This window comes from Duganella sp. SG902 (assembly GCF_013376005.1).
GTDB lineage: Bacteria > Pseudomonadota > Gammaproteobacteria > Burkholderiales > Burkholderiaceae_D > Rugamonas.
In genome coordinates this window covers 338,158-356,345 of sequence record NZ_JABMJK010000002.1, presented here as the reverse complement: position 1 = coordinate 356,345, position 18,188 = coordinate 338,158, and the positions used below count along the sequence as shown (strand labels likewise).

Sequence of the window (18,188 nt, the reverse complement as noted above, 5' to 3'; positions counted from 1 at the left end):
GGGATAGAACCAACACCGGCGGGCCGTTTGCGCGCTCTGTTGAGGCGCATCAAACGGCTTGTGGCAAAAGCTCAGTGAGTCAGCTGCGGCGCGCGGCCGCGCGAGGGCGGCAGGGCGGCGGCGTCCGGCTGCCCCTGCAGCTTGAAGACACTGACCGCCGCCGCCAGGCTGGACGCCTGCTGCTCCAGCGCGTCGGCCGCCGCCGCGGCCTCTTCGACCAGCGCGGCGTTCTGCTGGGTGACGCTGTCCATCTGGCTGATGGCGGTGCTGATCTGCTCGATGCCCTCGCGCTGCTCGCCGCTGGCCACCGCGATCTCGCCAATGATGGCGGTCACGCGCCGCACGCTGGCCACCACCTGCTCCATGGTCGCGCCGGCCTGGCCGACCAGCCGGCTGCCCTCCTCCACCCGGCCGACCGAGGTGCCGATCAATTCCTTGATCTCGCGCGCGGCCGCCGCCGAGCGCTGCGCCAGGTTGCGCACCTCGGACGCCACCACCGCGAAGCCGCGCCCCTGCTCGCCGGCGCGCGCCGCCTCCACCGCCGCGTTCAGCGCCAGGATATTGGTCTGGAAGGCGATGCCGTCGATGACGCCGATGATGTCGACGATCTTGCGCGAGCTGTCGTTGATCTCGCCCATGGTCTGCACCATCTGCGCCACCGCGTCGCCGCCCTTGGCGGCCACGCTGCTGGCGTCGTCGGCCAGGCGGCAGGCCTCGGCGGCGTTCTCGTTGTTCTGCTTGACGGTGCCGGTCAGCTCCACCATGGCGGCGGCCGTCTGCTCCAGCGAGCTGGCCTGCTCCTCGGTGCGGCCAGACAGGTCGAGGTTGCCGGCCGCGATCTCCACCGAGGCGCCGTGGATGGTCTCGGTGCCGCTGCGCACCTGGCCGACGATATTGCTGAGATTGTCCTGCATCGCCTTGAGCGCGCCCAGCAGGTCGCCGATCTCGTCGCTGCTGTTCACCCGCACCTCGCTGCTGAGATCACCGCCGGCCACGGTCTGCGCCACGCCCACGGCCGCGTGCAGCGGCACCGTGATGCTCTTGATCAGCCACACCACCGTCACCACGCCCACCACCAGCGTGATCAGCAGGGTCGCGCCCATGGCCAGCATGGCGGCGCGGTGGGCGTCGGCGTTCTCGCGCGCCATGGACTCGCTCAGGCGCTTGGCCTCGGCGCCGATGTAGGCGACGATGTCGTCGATCTTCCTGGTCGGCTCGCGGTCCATGCCCTTGACCAGCGCGTCCACCACGTGCGCGCTCTCCGGGTTGGCGGGGTCGTACCGTTTCAGCGCCTCCATGTAGCGCGCGACCAGCTCGTTCTGGGTCTTGATGGCCTCGTCCACCAGCGGCGTGCGCAGCTGGAGTTTGTCGAGCAGCGCGTCCAGCTTGCGCAGCTCGGCGCGGGTGCTTTCGCCGCCCTGCACGAAGGCCTTGCTGTACTTGTCGAGCTGGGCCGGATCGTTGCCACGCACCAGGATATTCTTCCACTCCTGCACCTGCGTCTTGAACTCGACCTGGGCGCTGCGCGCGGTGTCGATGGCCTGGCTCATGGCGACCGAGCGCGCCATGGCGTCGGCGCTGCGCAGGTTGCTGTTATCGAGCGCGCGCCAGCCGGACGTGGCGACCACGCCCAGCGCGACGAAAAAGAATGCGCCCAGCAAACCCAGGCGCACGCCTATCTTGAGATCGGCGAGTTTCATCGTTACCTCCTTGGCAAGGACTGTTACCCATCATGCGCGCGCGACGCGCAAATGCCAATATCGGGCGATGAAAATTCCCGCGGATTCCCACCGCTACAACAGCTCCATGCAATAAATATTGGTAGGACGGCCATCCGGCGGCAGCACCTTGTGCTCGACAAAGGTCAGGCCCAGCTTGGCCAGCAGATTGATCGACACCGTGTTGGCCGGGTTGGTGATGCCCATCAGGCGCGGCATGCGCAGCACGTCGCGCGCATACGCCACCACGGCGGAGGCCGCCTCATAAGTATAGCCCTGTCCGAAATAGGCCGGGCGGATCGCGTAGCCGATGTCGACCTCGGGCAGGCTGTCGCGCTTGATCAGGCCGCACAAGCCCAGCGGCTGGCCGTCGCTCTTGCGCTCCATCACGTACAGCGAATGGCCGAGGCGCTGCTGCATCACGCACGGGCCGTCCAGGATGGCGCCGCGCGCCTCGGCCACGGTGCGGATGCCCTTGTCGCCGATATGCTCCAGCCAGGTGGGATCGTTCACCAGTTCATAGTAAAACAACGCGTCGTCGGCGTTGATGGTGCGCAGGGTAAGGCGTGGGGTTTCCAGTATTTTCATGCGTCCGGCCAGTGCGAGGGATCGGCCAGCAACTGGTACATCACATAGACGTCCACGTAGCCGAGGTATTGGTGACGGTAGGCGCGCGGCAGCGTGCCGACGATGGAAAAGCCCAGCTTTTTCCACAGCAGCACGGCCGGCATGTTCGAGCTCACCACATAATTGAACTGCATCGCCAGATAGCCCTCGGCGCGCGCGCGCTCGAGGCAGTCGGCGCCCAGCAGCTTGCCCACGCCCACGCCCTGCGCGGCCGGGCTGACCATGAACGAGGCGTTGGCCACGTGGGCGCCGCGGTCGCGCTGGTTCGGCATCAGGCGGTACATGCCGACCAGGCGCTCGCCGTTGAGGATGGCGACATAGCTTTTCACGCCCGGACCGAACCAGTAGGCGTGGCAATCTTCACGGCTGGTATCGGCGGCGAAATAATAGGTGTCGCCGCTGGCGATCAATTCCTGAAATATTTCCCACATGGGGCCGAAGTCGGCTTCCGTCGCGGGTCGGATGGCGATTTCTTTCAAGGTGACTCCAAGCCGATTTAACAGTGTTCAATTGTCATGTATTTCCGGCTTCAAGTCCAGCTAGCGGCCCAAGCGGAAATTCACCCGTTCCGGCCGGCCCGGCAAGTCCAGGCGCGCGTGCGCGGGCGGCGATTCCGCGATGATTTTTCCCCGGCGCATCACCATGCGGCGCGCGGCGCGCAGGCGGATCGCCTCCACCGGGTCGGCCGCGTCCAGCAGCACCAGGTCGGCGTGGCAACCGGGCGCCACGCCATAGCCCTGCAGGCCGAGGATGGCGGCCGGGGTGTCGGTGACCGCGCGGAAACAGGCGCGCATGGCGTCCTGGCCGGTCATCTGCGCCACGTGCAGGCCCATCTGCGCCACCTCCAGCATATCGCCCGAGCCCAGGCTGTACCACGGATCCATCACGCAATCGTGGCCGAACGCGACCGGGATGCCGGCGGCCAGCATTTCCGGCACGCGCGTCATGCCGCGCCGCTTGGGATAACTGTCGTGACGGCCTTGCAGCGTGATATTGATGAGCGGATTGGCGACCGCCGCCACGCCGGCCTCGCGGATCAGCGGCAGCAGCTTGCTGACGTAATAGTTATCCATCGAATGCATCGACGTCAGGTGCGAGCCGGTGACGCGGCCGTGCAGGCCGAGGCGGTTGCTCTGGTAGGCCAGCGTCTCGATATGGCGCGACAGCGGATCGTCCGACTCGTCGCAATGCATGTCCACCATCAGGCCCTGGTCGGCGGCGAACTCGCACAGGATGCGCACCGACTCCGCGCCCTCGGCCATGGTGCGCTCGAAGTGCGGAATGCCGCCCACCACGTCCACGCCCATGGCGATGGCGCGCTTGAGATTGAGCAGCGCGTTGGGCGCGCGCAGCACGCCATCCTGCGGGAAGGCCACCAGTTGCAAATCCAGATACGGCGCCACCTGGCGCTTCACCTCCAGCAAGGCCTCCACCGCCAGCAGGCGATCGTCGCACACATCGACATGCGAGCGGATCGCCAGCAGGCCGCGCGCCACCGCCCAGTCGCAGTACTGCAGTGCGCGCTCGACCAGCGCCTGCTGGGTGAGATGCGGCTTCAGCTCGCCCCACAGCGCGATGCCCTCCAGCAGCGTGCCGGAGGCATTAACACGCGGCAAGCCGTAGCTGAGCGTGGCGTCCATGTGGAAATGCGCGTCCACGAACGGCGCGCTCAGCAGATCGCCGCCGGCGTCGATCTCGCGCGCCGCCTGCAGCGGCAGGCGCGGGCCGACGGCGGCGATGCGGCCGTTCTCGATGGCGACGTCGACTCCATGCTGCCCGTCGGCCAGGTTGGCGTTGCGTATCACGACATCCATCAAGGACTCCATTGATTTAAAGTAAAACCATTGTAGGCAGTTTCACCAAAATACACCAATTGTTGCATTGCATTAATTCAACCTGTTGCAACCAGGGTGGGATGGTAGAAAAAATAACTTTCCAAGCCATACAATCGTGGCTAGAATGGACTTATTGCGTTGCATCATAATTTCAGGAGAAACCATGTCTTCGATCACCGAACAGTTTTCCGCAGCCACGAAATCGCAACTTGAAGCGCAGTTCCAGATCTTCAGCACCCTGGCCCAGACCGCCGTGGGCAGCGCCGAGAAAGTCATCGCCCTGAACCTGAGCGCCACCAAAGCCTCGGTGGAAAAATCCTCGGCCGCCGCCAAGAAGCTGCTGACGGCCAAGGATCCGAAGGAATTCTTCAGCCTGAGCGCGGGCGAGCAGCCGAGCTTCGACAGCCTGCTGGCCTACGGCCGCGAGCTATACAGCATCGCCTCGACCGCCCAGAGCGAACTGATCAAGAGCGCCCAGAGCACCCTGAAACAAGTGACCGACCTGGCCGCCACCAAGGCGACCGTGGCGCCGAAGACGGCGCCGGCGCTGGCCGCCGCCGTGAGCGCGGCGGTGGAAGCGGTGGCCGCCAACGAGCCGGTGGCCGAAGTCGCGCCCAAGGTGCCAAAAGCCAAGCCGGCCGCCGCGCCGATTCCGGTGGCGGAGGAAGACAGCTTCGTGGAAGTGAAAGTCGACGTCAAGCCCTCGTTCCCGGCGCCGGCGCCGAAACCGATCGCCTTGGCGCCGGAAGACAAGCCGGCCAAAACCTCCGCCCCCAAAGCCAAGCCGGCGCCCGCCAAGCAGCTCGACCTGAGCGGCGCCAAAGCCAAGAAATAAACCTCGGGTTCAGTTGCCGGCACAAAACCCCAAATTCGGGGTCAGCTCTGACATTCGGACACTGCGGAACTTTTAAAATTTTGAAAAGTTCCAAAATGTCCGAATGTCAGAGCTGACCCCGAATTTTTGTGTATCCTAACGGGCTACACGCTTTCCCGAGGCAACATGTCTAAACTCTCTCGGCTGATCGGCGGTTTCGTCCGCCAGCACAGCCGCGCCTATATTCTGTCCGGCGCCATGCTGGCCGGCGTGGCCACGCTCAGTATCTGGGTGCCGCGCAAGGTCGGCGCCATGATCGATGGCCTGGCCAATCACACGCTGTCCGGCAATGCGCTGCTGCTGGAGATCGGCACGCTGCTGCTGATCGGCTTCGGCATCTATTTCCTGCGCGTGGCCTGGCGCCAGATTCTGTACGGCGCCGCCTATCAGCTCGGCGTTTCGCTGCGCACCCGCCTGTACACCCGCTTGACGCTGCAAGGCCCGGCTTTCTATCAGCGCCAGCGCACCGGCGATCTGATGGCGCTCGCCACCAACGATATCGACGCCATCGAGATGGCCGCCGGCGAGGCCATGCTGGCCGGCTTCGACGGCGCCCTCACGCTGGTGATGGTGCTCGGCGTGATGCTGCTCGGCGTCGACTGGCGCCTGGCCTGCATCGCGCTGCTGCCCTTCCCCCTGATGGCGTGGGCGTTCTGGTATATCTCCGGCCATATCCACACCGCCTCCACCGATTCGCTCAAGCGCTTCAGCGCGCTGAATGATCATGTGCAGGAGACCTTGTCCGGCGTGCGCACGCTGCGCGCGCTCGGTCTCGAACAGCGCAGCGCCAAACAGTTTTCCACATTGGCGTCGAAAGCCTCCGACGCCAGCCTGCGCGCGCAGGTGTGGGAGGCCGCCTACGAACCCGCCGTCGGCCTGACGCTGACCGCCGCCAGCGGCCTGACGCTGGGCCTCGGCGGCTATCTGGTCTGGCACAATCAGCTGACCATCGGCGCGCTGACCGCGTTCACCATGTATCTCGGACAGCTGATCTGGCCGATGTTCGCCGCCGGCTGGGTGCTGTCGCTGATCGAGCGCGGACGCGCCGCCTGGCAGCGCCTGCAGCCCATGCTGGACGCGCCGCTGGCCATCGACGATCATGGCACGCTGACCACCGTGCCACCCGGCCCGCTGACGCTGCGCGATGTCAGCTACGCCTATGCCGAACAAACCTCGCCGGCCATCAGCGATATCACGCTGACGCTGCAACCCGGCCAGACCCTCGGCCTGGTCGGCCCCACCGGCAGCGGCAAGTCGACGCTGCTGCGCGTGCTGCTGCGCCAGCTCACGCCGCAACACGGCAGCGTGCAGTGGAGCGGCCACGCGCTCGATGCATACAAGCTGCACGCGCTACGCGCCGCCATCAGCTGGGTGCCGCAGGAGTCGTTCCTGTTCTCGGCCTCGATCGCGGACAACATCGCGCTGGCCAAGCCGGGCGCCACCCGCGCGCAGATCGAGCATGCCGCGAACCTGGCCGCCATCCACGACGATATCCTGCTGTTCCCGCAGGGTTACGACACCCAGGTCGGCGAGAAAGGCATCACGCTCTCCGGCGGCCAGCGCCAGCGCGTCGCCATCGCCCGCGCGCTGCTGGCCGATAACGATTTGCTGCTGCTCGATGACGCGCTGTCGGCCGTCGATACCGGCACCGAAACCCGCATCCTGCACCATCTGGAAGAACTGCGCGAAGCACGCAAGGGCCGCAGCGCGGTCATCGCCAGCCACCGCCTCAGCTCCGTGGTCAGCGCCGATCTGATTATCGTGCTGCGCGACGGCCGCATCACAGAAACCGGCACTCACGAACAACTGCTCGCGCTGGACGGCTGGTACGCCAGCCAGTGGCGCTATCAACAATTGGAAGCCAGTCTCGATGAAGCCTGAAGCCACCTCCACCGCCGGCCAGATGCGCCAGGCCATCGCCCTGCTGCGCCGCGCCGCCCTGCCCGACCAGCATCACCTGTTCTGGGCCGTTCTGTGGCTGATCGCCGCCGCGCTGCTGGAGGTGCTTGGCCCCATCATGGGCAAGGCGCTGATCGATGAGCACCTGCTGCCGCACCATCTGGACTGGCCACGCATGGCCGGGCTGCTGGCCGGCGTGGTGCTCACCGGCTGGATCGCCAGCGGCCTGCGCTACCTGCAGCTGGTGCGCCTGTCCGGCCTGGCCATGCGCTCGGTGATGCGTCTGCGCGAGATGGTGTACACCCACGTGCTGCTGCTGCCGATGTCCTTCTTCGACCGCGCCATCACCGGCCAGCTGGTCTCGCGCGTCACCAACGATACCGAGGCGGTCAAGAACCTGTACATCCAGGTGCTGTTCGTGATGCTCGATTCGACCATCGTCCTGGTCGGCACGGTGTGCGCCATGGCCTGGCTGGACTGGCGCCTGATGCTGATCGTGCTGGCCCTGCTGCCGGCGGTGCTGCTGATCGTCTGGCTGTACCAGCGCTGGAGCGCGCCGGCCGTCACCCGCGCCCGCGCGCTGCGCAGCGAGATCAATGGCCAGATGGCCGAATCGATCGGCGGCATGAGCGTGCTCCAGGCCAGCAACGCCGAGGCCCGCTTCGGCCAGCGCTTCGCCACCACCAACCACGATCACTACACCGCGCGCCTGGCCGAGCTGCGCGCCAACGCCTGGCTGCTGCGCCCCGCGCTGGACCTGTTCAACATCATCCTGCTGGGCGCCGTGATTTTCATGTTCGGCCACCGCGAGATGACCGCCACCGAAGTCGGGGTGCTGTACGCCTTCATCAGCTACCTGGCGCGCGTGATCGAGCCGCTGATCCAGATCACCATGCAGTTCAGCCAATTGCAACAATCGGTGGTGGCCACCGCGCGCGTGGCGACCCTGCTCGACGAAGGCGCGGCGCAGGAGCATACGCGGCAGGCGCCGCAACGCGCGGCCGCCGCCAACGACGACAACCTGCCAGCCGTCTCGATCCGCCACCTCGACTTCGCCTACAACGCCGGCCAGCCGGTGCTGCACGACCTGTCGCTGGACATCCCGCAGGGCGATTTCGTCGGCATCGTCGGCCACACCGGCAGCGGCAAATCGACCCTGCTGTCGCTGCTGCTGCGCTTTTACCCGGCGCCGCACGGCAGCATCCTGATGCACGGCGTGCCGCTGGACGCCATCGACAATGAACGCTTCCGCGCCGAGGTGGGCCTGGTGCCGCAAGACCCGTTCCTGCTGGCCGCTTCCGCGCGCGAGAACATCGACATGGGCCGCGGCCTGACGCAGCAGCAGATCGAGGCGGCCGCCCGCGCCGCCCACGCGCACGATTTCATCTCGGCGCTGGAGCAAGGCTATGACACGCCGCTGGGCGAAGGCGGCTCGCGCCTGTCGGTCGGCCAGAAGCAGCTGATCGCCATCGCCCGCGCGCTGGCCGGCGCGCCGCGCATCCTGCTGCTGGACGAGGCCACCTCGCACATCGATTCGCAAACCGAGCAGATCGTGCAGACCGCGCTCGACGAGCTGCGCGGCAAGGTGACCGTGATCGCCATCGCGCACCGGCTTTCGACCATCCGCGACGCCAACCGCATCATCGTGCTCAATCACGGCCGCATCGCGGAAACCGGCCCGCACGAGCAGCTGATGGGGATCAGCGGCGGCTTGTACCAACGCCTATATCTTTTGCAACAATTGGCGGCCTAGGCCTGAAAAAAATGTGCGATTTGCGCCAAAAATTCGCATAGCTTCAGGCTTTCTCGCTTGCAACGGGCATATAATTGTCTAGACATTGCGGTGCGAGCGCGGGGGCGTCAAGTTGGCGGGATCGAGAAACGGTGGATGGTGGCGGACGAAACGGCGGACCCTGGTTGCCGCCGTGGTGTTGGCGCTGGCGCCGGCTGGCGTGCTGGCTCAGGCCACGCTGGATGAACGCATCCTGGAGATCCGCGAGCTCAGTCGCTTCGTGCCCGACAAGGCGCTGGCGCAGCTGCTGAAACTCCAGCCCGAACTGGCCGCCGCCCCATCCTACACCCGCGCCGAATTCCTGACCCAGATGAGCGCCGCCCGCATGCGGCTCGGGCAAAACGACGTCGCGCTGGACGCGGCGGAGCAGGTCATCTCCTTCGGCAAGTCGCTGCACGACAACGCCATCATCGCCAAGGGCATGCTGGCCAAGGTCTACGTGCTGTTCGCGCAGGCCGAGGTCGACGCCGCCCACCGCCTCGCCTTCGACGCCGAAAAGCTGGCCCTCACCACCAGCGACAATCCGCTCAAGGTGCAGGCCACCATCACCGCCGGCCAGACCTACGCCGAGCAGGGCAACTTCCCCGCCGCGCTGGTCAAGCTGCAGCGCGCGGTGGACCTCGCGCGGCCGCCGGCCGGCGACGCCCTGAGCCTGGTGGCGGCGCTCAACGCGCTGGCCAAGCTGCATGTGCAGATGAAGGAGTACCAGAACGCGTCCGAGACGCTGGACGAGCTGCTGGCGGAAACCGAGAAACTCAAGTCGCCCGGCCGCATGTCGATGGCCAAGAACACCGAGTACGCGCTGGCGATCGACTCCGGCCAGCCGCAACGCGCCCTGCGCGCGCTGCTGCAAAGCCTGGACATCGAACGCAAACTGGGCGCCGAGCGCATGGTGGGCGTCACCCTGGTCAACCTGTCGGACAGCTACCTGAAACAGCGCGACTACGCGCGCGCGGCGCAGTACGCGCAGGAGTCGCTGCGCTCGACCCAGCAGACCAACGACAAATCGGTGGAAGCCACCGCGCGCCTGAACATCGCCCAGGCCTACCTCGGCATGGGCCGCATCGCCGAGGGCAAGAAGCAGTACGAGCTGGGACTGGCGCGCTACGAGCAGGAGAACAACAAGCCGGATCTGCAGGCGGCCCTGCGCGAATATGGCGAGGCGCTGGAACGCGCCGGCGACATGGCCGGCGCGGTGCAGGCCTATCACCGCGAGCGCGCCATCTCCGATGAACTGTTCGAGAAGCGCCGCCAGCAGGCCATGCTGGAGCTGCAGGAAAAGTACGAGACCGAGAAGAAGCAACGCCAGATCGAGCTGCTGAGCCGCGAGAACCAGGTCAAGGGCGCGGAGATCGACAACCGCCGCCTGCAGCAGCGCGTGTGGTGGCTGCTGGCACTGGTGTTCGCGCTGGCCGCCGCCGTGGTGGGCCTGTTGTACCGCAAGGTGCGCCACACCAACGCCCAGCTGGAGGTGAAGAACCTCGAACTGAAGGCGCAGTCCACGCTCGACCCATTGACCTCGCTGTACAACCGCCGCCACTTCCAGGACTTCATGCGCGGCCTGAACGCCAGGGAGCGGCAGGACGACATCGTCGGCGCGCTGTTCCTGCTGGACGTCGACCACTTCAAGCACATCAACGACAACTACGGCCACGCCGCCGGCGACGCCGTGTTGAAGATGATCGCCGAGAACCTGCGCGTGGCGCTGCGCGAAACCGACATGATCGTGCGCTGGGGCGGCGAGGAATTCCTGGCCTTCCTGCCGGCCATCCCGCGCCACGGCGTGGATGAAATCGCGCGCCGCATCCTGTTGAGCATTTCGTCGCAATCGCTCACCTACCAGGAGCACCAGATTTCAGTGAACGTGTCGGTCGGCTTCTCGCCATTCCCGCTGGTGCCGGGCGGCGAGCCGCTGGCGTGGGAGCGCGCGGTCAACCTGGTCGACATGGCGCTCTACCTGGCCAAGGCGCACGGCCGCAACCGCGCCTACGGCGTGCGCGGCTTCGAGAATTTCCACCTGACGTCGATGGAGGCGATCGAGCAGGATCTGGAACGCGCCTGGCGCGCCGGCTTCGTCGACCTGAGCGTGGTGCTGGGCGGCGATCCCGGCACCCATCCCACCACGCCGACCGAGCACACCAACGTGGTCTCGATCAGGCACGCCGTGCAAAAGCACTGATCACTTCTTGGCTTCGCGCGCCTCGGCGGCCGACTGCATCTTCTCGCCGGCCTGCTCCAGCTTGCGGCCGGCCTCCTTGGTGGCCTCGTTGAGTTTTTCGCTGGCCTTGTCGCTGGCCTGGTCGAGTTTCTGGCTGGTTTCCCTGGCCGCCTCGCTGAGCTGCTGGCTGGCCTGCTGGGTGGCGCTGTCGAGCTTCTGGCCGGCCTGCTCGGTGGCCTGGTCGATCTTGCGGCCCGCGCGCTCGGCCGGACCGGCCTCGCTCGGATCATCCTTTTTCTGGCAGGCGCCCAGCAGCGCCAGCGCCGCCACCATTACCGCGATATAACGCATGACTATCTCCTGAAAGAATGGGTTCTTTCCAGGAGCATACAACGGCGCGCCAAAGCGCAGCGCACCGCTTCTTGCTGTTTATTATTCGGCAACGATTTTCTTGGGCGGGGGCGGCGGCGCGAAGTCGATCTGCTCCGACGCCGGGGCGCTGTCGAGGGCGTCGGATTTCTCCAGCCAGTTACGCAGTTTTTCCATGCGGCGGATCAGGATGCCCTTGTTGCTGATGTAGCCCACCTGCTCGAAGTTTTCCGGCTTGCTGACCATCTTGGACACGGTGGGCAGGTTTTCCGCCAGCCGTTCGAAGGCCTTGCGCGCCTTTTGCTCCCATTTCACCAGGTTGGGCTCGTTGAAACGGTTGCTTTCGTAGTAAATGGTCAAGGTGCGGTCGTGATTGCCGTAACCGACGATCGCCGCCCCCATGCGCACGGCCTCCAGCACGTCGCCCTTGATGGCGGCGGTCGGCACAAACAACGCTGCGCGCCCGGTGGCGTCGGGCCGCTCCAGCGGCAAATCCTGTCCCATTAATACGGTCATCTTGCTTCCTGTTGTTATCGCCGTGAAGTTGCTGGCAGGCTATTTTTTAATTCTATATCGCGCTTCCGGGCATTACAAGGAGAAAGCGCAGCCGTGCCAGCCCTTATAATGCGGGCTGATCCATCTGAACCACGCATCATGACGTCCACCCTGCCCCCCTCCGCTGTCGACGCCGCCGAACGCAACCTGCGCGACACGCTGAGCCACGCCATCGAACACCGCGCGCCGCACGCCGCGCTCATCGTTTACGACACCCGCACCGACCTCAATCGCGTGCTGACCGAGGCCTACCGCCGCGTGGTGCCGGCGGCGCAATTCGTCGACTTCGACAGCACCACGCCGGAGGTCATCCTGGGCATGTTCGAACGCCTGCGGGCCGGCGACCTGGTGGTGCTGGTGCAGTCGACCAGCTTCCGCATGGACGCCTACCGCATCCGCATCGAACTGTTCAAGCGCGGCCTGAAGGTGATCGAGCACGTGCACCTGTCGCGCATGCCGGGCCAGCAGGGCTTGCACTACATCGACTCGCTGGCCTACGACCCGGCGTATTACCGCAGCGTCGGCCACGCGCTGAAGGCGCGCATCGACCGCGCGCAACACGGCGCGGTCGACAGCGGCGACGGCGCGCGGCTGGTGTTCGCCTCGCCGTTCGAGTCGGCCAAGCTGAACATCGGCGACTACAGCGGCATGACCAACGTCGGCGGCCAGTACCCGCTGGGCGAAGTGTTCACCGAGGCGCGCGACTTGGAGGCGGTCAGCGGCCGCGCGCGCATCTTCGTGTTTGGCGACACCAAATTCCTGGTCAACCGCCCCGAGACGCCGATCACCATCGTCGTTGACAAAGGCCGCGTGGTGGGCGCGGAAAACAGCACGCCGGAATTCGACAACATGCTGTCCATCATCCGCGAGCACGAGGGCGAGGTGTGGCTGCGCGAACTGGGCTTCGGCATGAACCGCGCGTTCTCGCGCGAGCGCATGGTGGACGACATCGGCACCTATGAGCGCATGTGCGGCATCCACCTGTCGCTGGGCGCCAAGCACGGCGTCTACACCAAGCCGCAACTGAAACGCAAGGACGCCCGCTACCACATCGACGTGTTCGCCGTCACCGACGGCGTCTATCTCGACGATGATCTGATCTACCGCAACGGCGCTTGGGAAATCGCTGGATCACCCGGATAAAACGTACCTAATTTGATACACTAAGGGTGAGGACATCGTTGCCAGGGCGGGTAGCCCGTGTGTTATTTACGCTTGAGGGAAATGCCATGGTGCTGCTGCATGGCTTCATCAAAAGGTCACAGCGCACACCATTGGCTGACTTGCGCATTGCAAAGCAACGTATGAAATAACTCTGGAGCAAGAAATGAAAACTCAAAATATTGGCAGCAATTTCGACGACTTCCTGATGCAGGAAGGCATGCTTGAAGAAGCCGCAGCCGTTGCGGTGAAGCGGGTCATCGCGTGGCAGATAGCTCAGGAAATGAAGGGGCAAAAAATGACCAAGACCAGCCTCGCTGAAAAAATGCGCACCAGCCGAGCCTCACTAAATCGCCTTTTGGATGAAAACGACGCCAGCCTGACCCTCACTACACTGACCGGCGCAGCCGCCGCCTTAGGCAAAAAAGTTAAAATAGAGCTCGTCCCGGCATAAAGGCCAGTAATTCAACCATGCCGCCTTAATATCAATCACACAACGACAACAATCCACTCTCGTTCAGTTCACGGTCCCATGGCGGCACCGGGTGGTACTCCGCGACCAGGAAGTCGATCAGGGCGCGTACTTTGGGCGACGGCTGGCGGCTGGCGGGGTACAGGGCGCTCAGGTGGTTCAGCGGCAGTTCCCAGTCGCCCAGCACCGGCACCAGCGTGCCCTCCAGCAGGCTGCGCCACGCCAGGAAGGTGGTGTTGTAGACGATGCCCAGGCCGCGCTGCGCGGCTTGCTGCAGCACCAGGCCATTGTTGGCGGTGAACGCGGCGGGCACGCGCACCGACACCCGCTCCTCGCCGCGCGTGAAGTGCCATTGGGTGCCGTCGGTCAGGTGGCTGAAGTGCAGGCAGCGGTGCTGTTGCAGATCCTGCGGCGTGCGCGGCACGCCATGCCGCGCCAGATAGTCCGGCGCGGCGCACAGCACGCCACGGCAAGGCGCCAGCGGCCGTATCGCCAGCGCGTGCACGTCCGGTATGCCGCCGACCCGTATCGTCAGATCGAAACCATGCGCGATCGGGTCGAGCAGCGCGTCGTCCACGTACAACATCGGCTCCAGCAGCGGATGCTGCAACGCGAAGCGCGCCAGCGCGCCGGCCAGCCACTCGCTGCCAAAACTCGACGGCGCCTGCACCCGCAGCGGGCCCGCCAGATCGTCGCCGCTCTGCGCCACCACCCGCGCCGCTTCCTGGGCCTGCGCCACAGCCGCCGCGCAGGGCGCCAGATAGGCCTGGCCGGCATCGGTCAGGCTCACCTCGCGCGTGGAGCGGTGCAGCAGGCGCGCGCCCAGCTTGTCCTCCAGCTGCAGAACGTGCTTGCTGACCATGGCGCGCGTCAGGCCGAGGCGACGCCCGGCCTCGCTGAAGCTGCGCAGCCTTGCCACCTCGACAAAGATTTCCATCGCCCGTAACTGATCCATGGGGCGATTGTCTCCATTTCAGCGACAATGTGTCAACCTTTTGCCGATTGTGGGCCCCCGCCCCGCTCCGTACAATGGCGACATCGACTATTCCCACGGGAGCTGGACATGCTGACGGAAGCGCAAAAACAACAATATCAACGCGATGGCTACATCGTCATCCCCGGTTTCAAGACCGCCGAAGAGATCGCCCGCCTGCGCGCCCGCGCCGCCGAGATTGTCAACGATTTCGATCCGGCCGCCCAATCCGGCATTTTCAGCACCGTCGAGCAGGAAAAGACCACCGACGATTACTTCCTCGGCTCCGACAACACCATCCGCTGCTTCTTTGAAGAGGAGGCCTTCGGCCCGGACGGCCAGCTGAAGCAGGCCAAGTCGCTGTCGATCAACAAGATCGGCCACGCCATGCACGATCTCGACCCGGTGTTCCGCGCCTTCACCGCCGACGCCCGCCTGGAAGAACTGGCGCGCGAGATCGGCCTGTCCGACCCCAGGGTCTGGCAATCGATGTACATCTTCAAGCAACCCGGCATCGGCGGCGAGGTGCGCTGGCACCAGGACGCCACCTACTTCGACACCGATCCGGTCAGCGTCACCACCTTCTGGTTCGCGCTGGAGGACGCTACGCTGGACAACGGCTGCATGTGGGCCGAGCCGGGCGGCCATCGCGGCCCGATGCGCGAGCGCTTCCTGCGCGACGGCGACAACGTGCGCATGGAAAAGCTCAGCGACCTGCCTTGGCCGGACGACAGCACCGCCGTGCCGCTCGAATGCAAGGCCGGCAGCCTGGTGTGCTTCCACGGCCTGCTGCCGCACTACAGCGCGCCGAACCGCTCGCCGGTCTCGCGCCACGCCTACACCCTGCACGTGACCGACGGCGCCACCCGCTACTCGCCGCGCAACTGGATCCAGCGCGACGACAAGCTGCCGGTGCGCGGCTTCCTCTAACGTCGTCCCGGCGCAGGCCGGGACCCATACCGAGTATTCGCGCCGGCGGCCTATGGGTTCCCGCCTGCGCGGGAACGACGAGCCAACATGAAAATTGAAATCTTCGCCGCCCAATGGGGCAATAACGAACTGCCGGCGCCGGTCTTCATCGAACGTGTGAAGGCGGCCGGCTTCGACGGCATCGAAATGTCGCTGCCGCTGGACGCCGTGGAACGCGACGCATGGACGCGCCAGATCGCCGACGCCGGGCTGGGCCTGATCGTGGCCCAATGGGAGACCGTGTTCCACCCGGCCTTCGAGCCGCACAAGCAGGCGCTGGCCGAACTGCTGCACAACGCCTGCGCCGCCAAGCCGCTGCACGTCAACTCGCACACCGGCAAGGACTACTTCACGCCCGAGCAAAACCTCGAACTGCTGGCACTGGCGGCCGACATCGCGCGCCAGCACGGCGTGCCGATCTACCACGAGATCCACCGCAGCCGCTTCAGCGGCCACCCGATGCTGCTGCTGCCCTACCTGCGGCAGATGCCGGAGCTGGAGCTCACCGCCGACCTGTCGCACTGGTGCTGCGCCTGCGAGTCGCTGCTGGAAGACCAGCCGCGGACGCTGGCCGCGACCCTGCCGCACGTGCGCCACATCCACGCCCGCGTCGGCCATGCGCAGGGCCCGCAGGTGGCCGACTTCCGCGCGCCGGAAGCGCGGGCCGCGCTGGAGGCGCACCTGTCGTGGTGGGACGAGGTGATCCGCCTGCGCAAGGCGGCCGGCGCGGCGCGCATGACGCTGACGCCGGAATTCGGCCCGGTCCCGTACACCCAGACCCTGCCCTACACGCAAAAGGAAGTATCGAACGCGTGGGAGCTGAACGTGGCCATGCTGGCCCTGCTGCGCCAGCGCTACGCCGCCTGAACCGCGGCCTCCTCCGGCAGCCACAGCGGCAGCACCAGCGTCACGCTGGTGCCCTCCGCCGGCACCGACTCCACCCGGATGGTGCCCTTCAACACCCCGGTCACAATGTTATAAACGATATTCATCCCCAGCCCGGAACCGCCCTGCCCCATCTTGGTGGTGAAGAAGGGATCGAAGATCTTGTGCAGCACCACGTCGGTCATGCCGATGCCGTTGTCCCGCAGCTGCAGCATGGCCAGGTCCTCCCCCTCGCGCCGCGCGATGATGGCCAGCGCGCCGCTCTCGCGGCCATCGAAGCCGTGCAGCAGGGCGTTGCCGATCAGGTTGCTGATGACCTGGCTCAGGCTGCCGGGGTAGGAGTCGAACACGATGTCCGGCGGCACGTCCACCGTCACCGCGCAGGCGGCGCGCCGCAGCTGCGCCGCGTAGGTGGCCAGCGTGTCGTGCACCACCTCGTCCAGGCGGAAGCGGCGCCGCTGGCCGCTGGCCTGGTCCACCGCCACCTGCTTGAAGGAGGTGATCAGGTCGGCCGCCCGCGTCAGCGAGTTGTTCATGATGTCGCAGGCCTTGCGCGCGTCGTTCAGGTGCGCCTCCAGCGCCGAGCGTTTCAGGCCGCCGTCCTCCCTCAGCCGGCGCTCGAAGTCGCGCACCATGTCGCCCAGCGCGCTGGCGGTCAGCAGGCTGTTGCCGATCGGCGTGTTCAACTCGTGCGCCACGCCGGCCACCAGCGCCCCCAGCGACGCCATCTTCTCCGAGGTCTGCAGATTGCTTTGCGCCTGCTTGAGCGTGGCCACCACGCGCGCCAGGTCGTTGCGCGCCATCTCCACGTTGTTCTTCTGCAGCTCCAGTTCCTTGAGGCTGAACTCGAGCCCGTGGCGCGCGTCCGACTCGCGCCGGTTGGCCACCAGCAGCAAGGCGATCAGCGCGCTGATGATGACGCCGACGACGGCGATCAGCACCACCGGCAGCTGCGAGCGTCCATAGCGCCCGCCGGAGCGGCCCTCGAACTTGATGATCCAGTTGCGCTGCCCGACCGGCATCACGGTGCTGGCCGTCAGCCCCGGCACCGCGTCGGCGCGCTCCTGGTGGCCTTCGACCCGGCCGTCGCTGTCGTACAGCAGGGTGTCGACGCCGGGCCCCGGCGGCTTGCCGTTCTGGAAGCCGCCATCCTCGATGCGCACGTGCAGGTGCTGCAGCAGGGCGCTGTCGATCACCTCGCGCATCAGGGTGTTCACGCGGAACACGATGGCCACGAAGCCGACCAGCGCCTCGCGCCGCTGCGCCGTGGTGTCGAGCGGCATGCCGTTGCGGTACACCGGCGCGCGCGCCACGAAGCCCGGCTCGCCGCTGGCGTCCTGCACCAGCGTGATGCGCTCGGTGGCGACGATCTCGCCGCTGTCGCGCCCCAGCTCCAGCGCCTTCAGGTGCGGCGGCAGCGCCGACAGGTCGAGCCCGAAGGCGTTCTCGTTGCCCTTGAGCGGCTCGGTATATTCGATGATGTAATGCACCGCGCGGCGGTTGGCCGGGTGGACGTGGAAGCCGGGATAGCCGTCCGGCGCCAGCGCGGTGTCGCGCCTGACGCGCTCGACGAAGGCCGGCAGCTGCGCCTCCGGCACCATGCGCACGAACTGCAGCGCCTGGAAGCCGGGATAGCGCCGCTCGACCTTCAGCTCCTCGATGAAGCGGTGGAAGTGCAGGCGGTCGATGCTGTCGTCGACCGCGTACAGGCCCTTCATACCGTGCAGCGTGTCGAAGTAGATCTGCAGGCGGTTCTGGGTGTCGCGCGCCACCTTCTCGGTGTCGTGCTGGAAGCTGGCGCGCACCTGCAGCTTCTGCTGCTCCTCCAGCACGAAATAGCAGGTCCAGGCCGTCAGGCAGATCCCGACAAAGAAAGCCAGGTAGCCGCGCCCGCGCACCAT

The 18,188-nt window shown here is 66.1% G+C and carries 17 protein-coding genes; 9 read left to right on the top strand and 8 right to left on the bottom strand.

Annotated features, from left to right (window positions below):
* Nucleotides 1-71: 71 nt before the first annotated feature.
* The 4 genes from FHW83_RS05110 to FHW83_RS05095 all read right to left on the bottom strand — a co-directional run bounded on the left by FHW83_RS05110 (nt 72) and on the right by FHW83_RS05095 (nt 4,159).
* The gene (locus tag FHW83_RS05110) at nt 72-1,700 is read right to left on the bottom strand and encodes a methyl-accepting chemotaxis protein (RefSeq protein WP_176645277.1); all 1,629 of its coding nucleotides are present in this window, start codon (nt 1,698-1,700) and stop codon (nt 72-74) included.
* A gap of 93 nt (nt 1,701-1,793) precedes the next feature.
* Nucleotides 1,794-2,306: a GNAT family N-acetyltransferase gene (locus tag FHW83_RS05105; protein ID WP_176645276.1), complete on the bottom strand. Its 513-nt coding sequence runs from the start codon at nt 2,304-2,306 to the stop codon at nt 1,794-1,796.
* Nucleotides 2,303-2,824, bottom strand: a complete 522-nt coding sequence (locus FHW83_RS05100; RefSeq protein WP_176645275.1) for a GNAT family N-acetyltransferase — start codon at nt 2,822-2,824, stop codon at nt 2,303-2,305. Before FHW83_RS05100 ends, FHW83_RS05105 begins: the two co-directional genes overlap by 4 nt.
* 60 nt (nt 2,825-2,884) lie before the next feature.
* The gene (locus FHW83_RS05095; protein ID WP_176645274.1) at nt 2,885-4,159 is read right to left on the bottom strand and encodes an amidohydrolase family protein; all 1,275 of its coding nucleotides are present in this window, start codon (nt 4,157-4,159) and stop codon (nt 2,885-2,887) included.
* A gap of 184 nt (nt 4,160-4,343) precedes the next feature.
* Here FHW83_RS05095 and FHW83_RS05090 point away from each other — a divergent pair, with 184 nt between their 5' ends.
* The 4 genes from FHW83_RS05090 to FHW83_RS05075 all read left to right on the top strand — a co-directional run bounded on the left by FHW83_RS05090 (nt 4,344) and on the right by FHW83_RS05075 (nt 10,924).
* Complete coding sequence (locus tag FHW83_RS05090; protein ID WP_176645273.1) at nt 4,344-5,015, top strand: phasin family protein; 672 nt, start codon at nt 4,344-4,346, stop codon at nt 5,013-5,015.
* A 165-nt stretch (nt 5,016-5,180) separates the two neighbouring features.
* Entirely contained in the window at nt 5,181-6,935 is a 1,755-nt protein-coding gene (locus FHW83_RS05085; protein WP_176645272.1) for an ABC transporter ATP-binding protein, read from the top strand.
* Nucleotides 6,925-8,706, top strand: coding sequence for an ABC transporter ATP-binding protein (locus FHW83_RS05080; RefSeq protein WP_176645271.1), 1,782 nt, complete (start codon nt 6,925-6,927; stop codon nt 8,704-8,706). Before FHW83_RS05085 ends, FHW83_RS05080 begins: the two co-directional genes overlap by 11 nt.
* A 364-nt stretch (nt 8,707-9,070) precedes the next feature.
* On the top strand, nt 9,071-10,924 hold the full coding sequence (locus tag FHW83_RS05075; protein WP_229224058.1) for a GGDEF domain-containing protein: 1,854 nt from the start codon (nt 9,071-9,073) through the stop codon (nt 10,922-10,924).
* Here FHW83_RS05075 and FHW83_RS05070 read toward each other — a convergent pair whose 3' ends face one another.
* Entirely contained in the window at nt 10,925-11,254 is a 330-nt protein-coding gene (locus FHW83_RS05070) for an apolipophorin (RefSeq protein ID WP_176645269.1), read from the bottom strand. It abuts the gene before it with no gap.
* An 81-nt stretch (nt 11,255-11,335) separates the two neighbouring features.
* The gene (locus tag FHW83_RS05065; RefSeq protein WP_176645268.1) at nt 11,336-11,788 is read right to left on the bottom strand and encodes a hypothetical protein; all 453 of its coding nucleotides are present in this window, start codon (nt 11,786-11,788) and stop codon (nt 11,336-11,338) included.
* A 138-nt stretch (nt 11,789-11,926) separates the two neighbouring features.
* Here FHW83_RS05065 and FHW83_RS05060 point away from each other — a divergent pair, with 138 nt between their 5' ends.
* The 3 genes from FHW83_RS05060 (at nt 11,927) to FHW83_RS05050 (ending at nt 13,442) form a co-directional block, all read left to right on the top strand.
* Nucleotides 11,927-12,970 (top strand): hypothetical protein, encoded by a 1,044-nt coding sequence (locus FHW83_RS05060; protein WP_229224025.1) that lies wholly within the window; start codon nt 11,927-11,929, stop codon nt 12,968-12,970.
* Nucleotides 12,971-13,056: 86 nt separating this feature from the next.
* Nucleotides 13,057-13,140, top strand: coding sequence for a type II toxin-antitoxin system RelE/ParE family toxin (locus FHW83_RS30585; RefSeq protein ID WP_229224057.1), 84 nt, complete (start codon nt 13,057-13,059; stop codon nt 13,138-13,140).
* 14 nt (nt 13,141-13,154) lie between these two features.
* Nucleotides 13,155-13,442, top strand: a complete 288-nt coding sequence (locus FHW83_RS05050; protein ID WP_176645266.1) for an XRE family transcriptional regulator — start codon at nt 13,155-13,157, stop codon at nt 13,440-13,442.
* A gap of 31 nt (nt 13,443-13,473) precedes the next feature.
* Here FHW83_RS05050 and FHW83_RS05045 read toward each other — a convergent pair whose 3' ends face one another.
* Nucleotides 13,474-14,415, bottom strand: a complete 942-nt coding sequence (locus tag FHW83_RS05045; protein WP_229224024.1) for a LysR family transcriptional regulator — start codon at nt 14,413-14,415, stop codon at nt 13,474-13,476.
* 108 nt (nt 14,416-14,523) lie between these two features.
* On the opposite strand from FHW83_RS05045, the gene FHW83_RS05040 reads away from it, so the two are divergent.
* Together FHW83_RS05040 and FHW83_RS05035 are read left to right on the top strand one after the other, a co-directional pair.
* Nucleotides 14,524-15,363, top strand: a complete 840-nt coding sequence (locus FHW83_RS05040) for a phytanoyl-CoA dioxygenase family protein (protein WP_176645265.1) — start codon at nt 14,524-14,526, stop codon at nt 15,361-15,363.
* Between the two features lie 87 nt (nt 15,364-15,450).
* Nucleotides 15,451-16,269 carry a sugar phosphate isomerase/epimerase gene (locus FHW83_RS05035; RefSeq protein ID WP_176645264.1) on the top strand — a complete coding sequence of 273 codons (819 nt, stop codon included), beginning with the start codon at nt 15,451-15,453 and terminating at the stop codon, nt 16,267-16,269.
* Here FHW83_RS05035 and FHW83_RS05030 read toward each other — a convergent pair.
* The gene (locus FHW83_RS05030; RefSeq protein ID WP_176645263.1) at nt 16,257-18,188 is read right to left on the bottom strand and encodes a CHASE domain-containing protein; all 1,932 of its coding nucleotides are present in this window, start codon (nt 18,186-18,188) and stop codon (nt 16,257-16,259) included. The genes FHW83_RS05035 and FHW83_RS05030 overlap by 13 nt on opposite strands.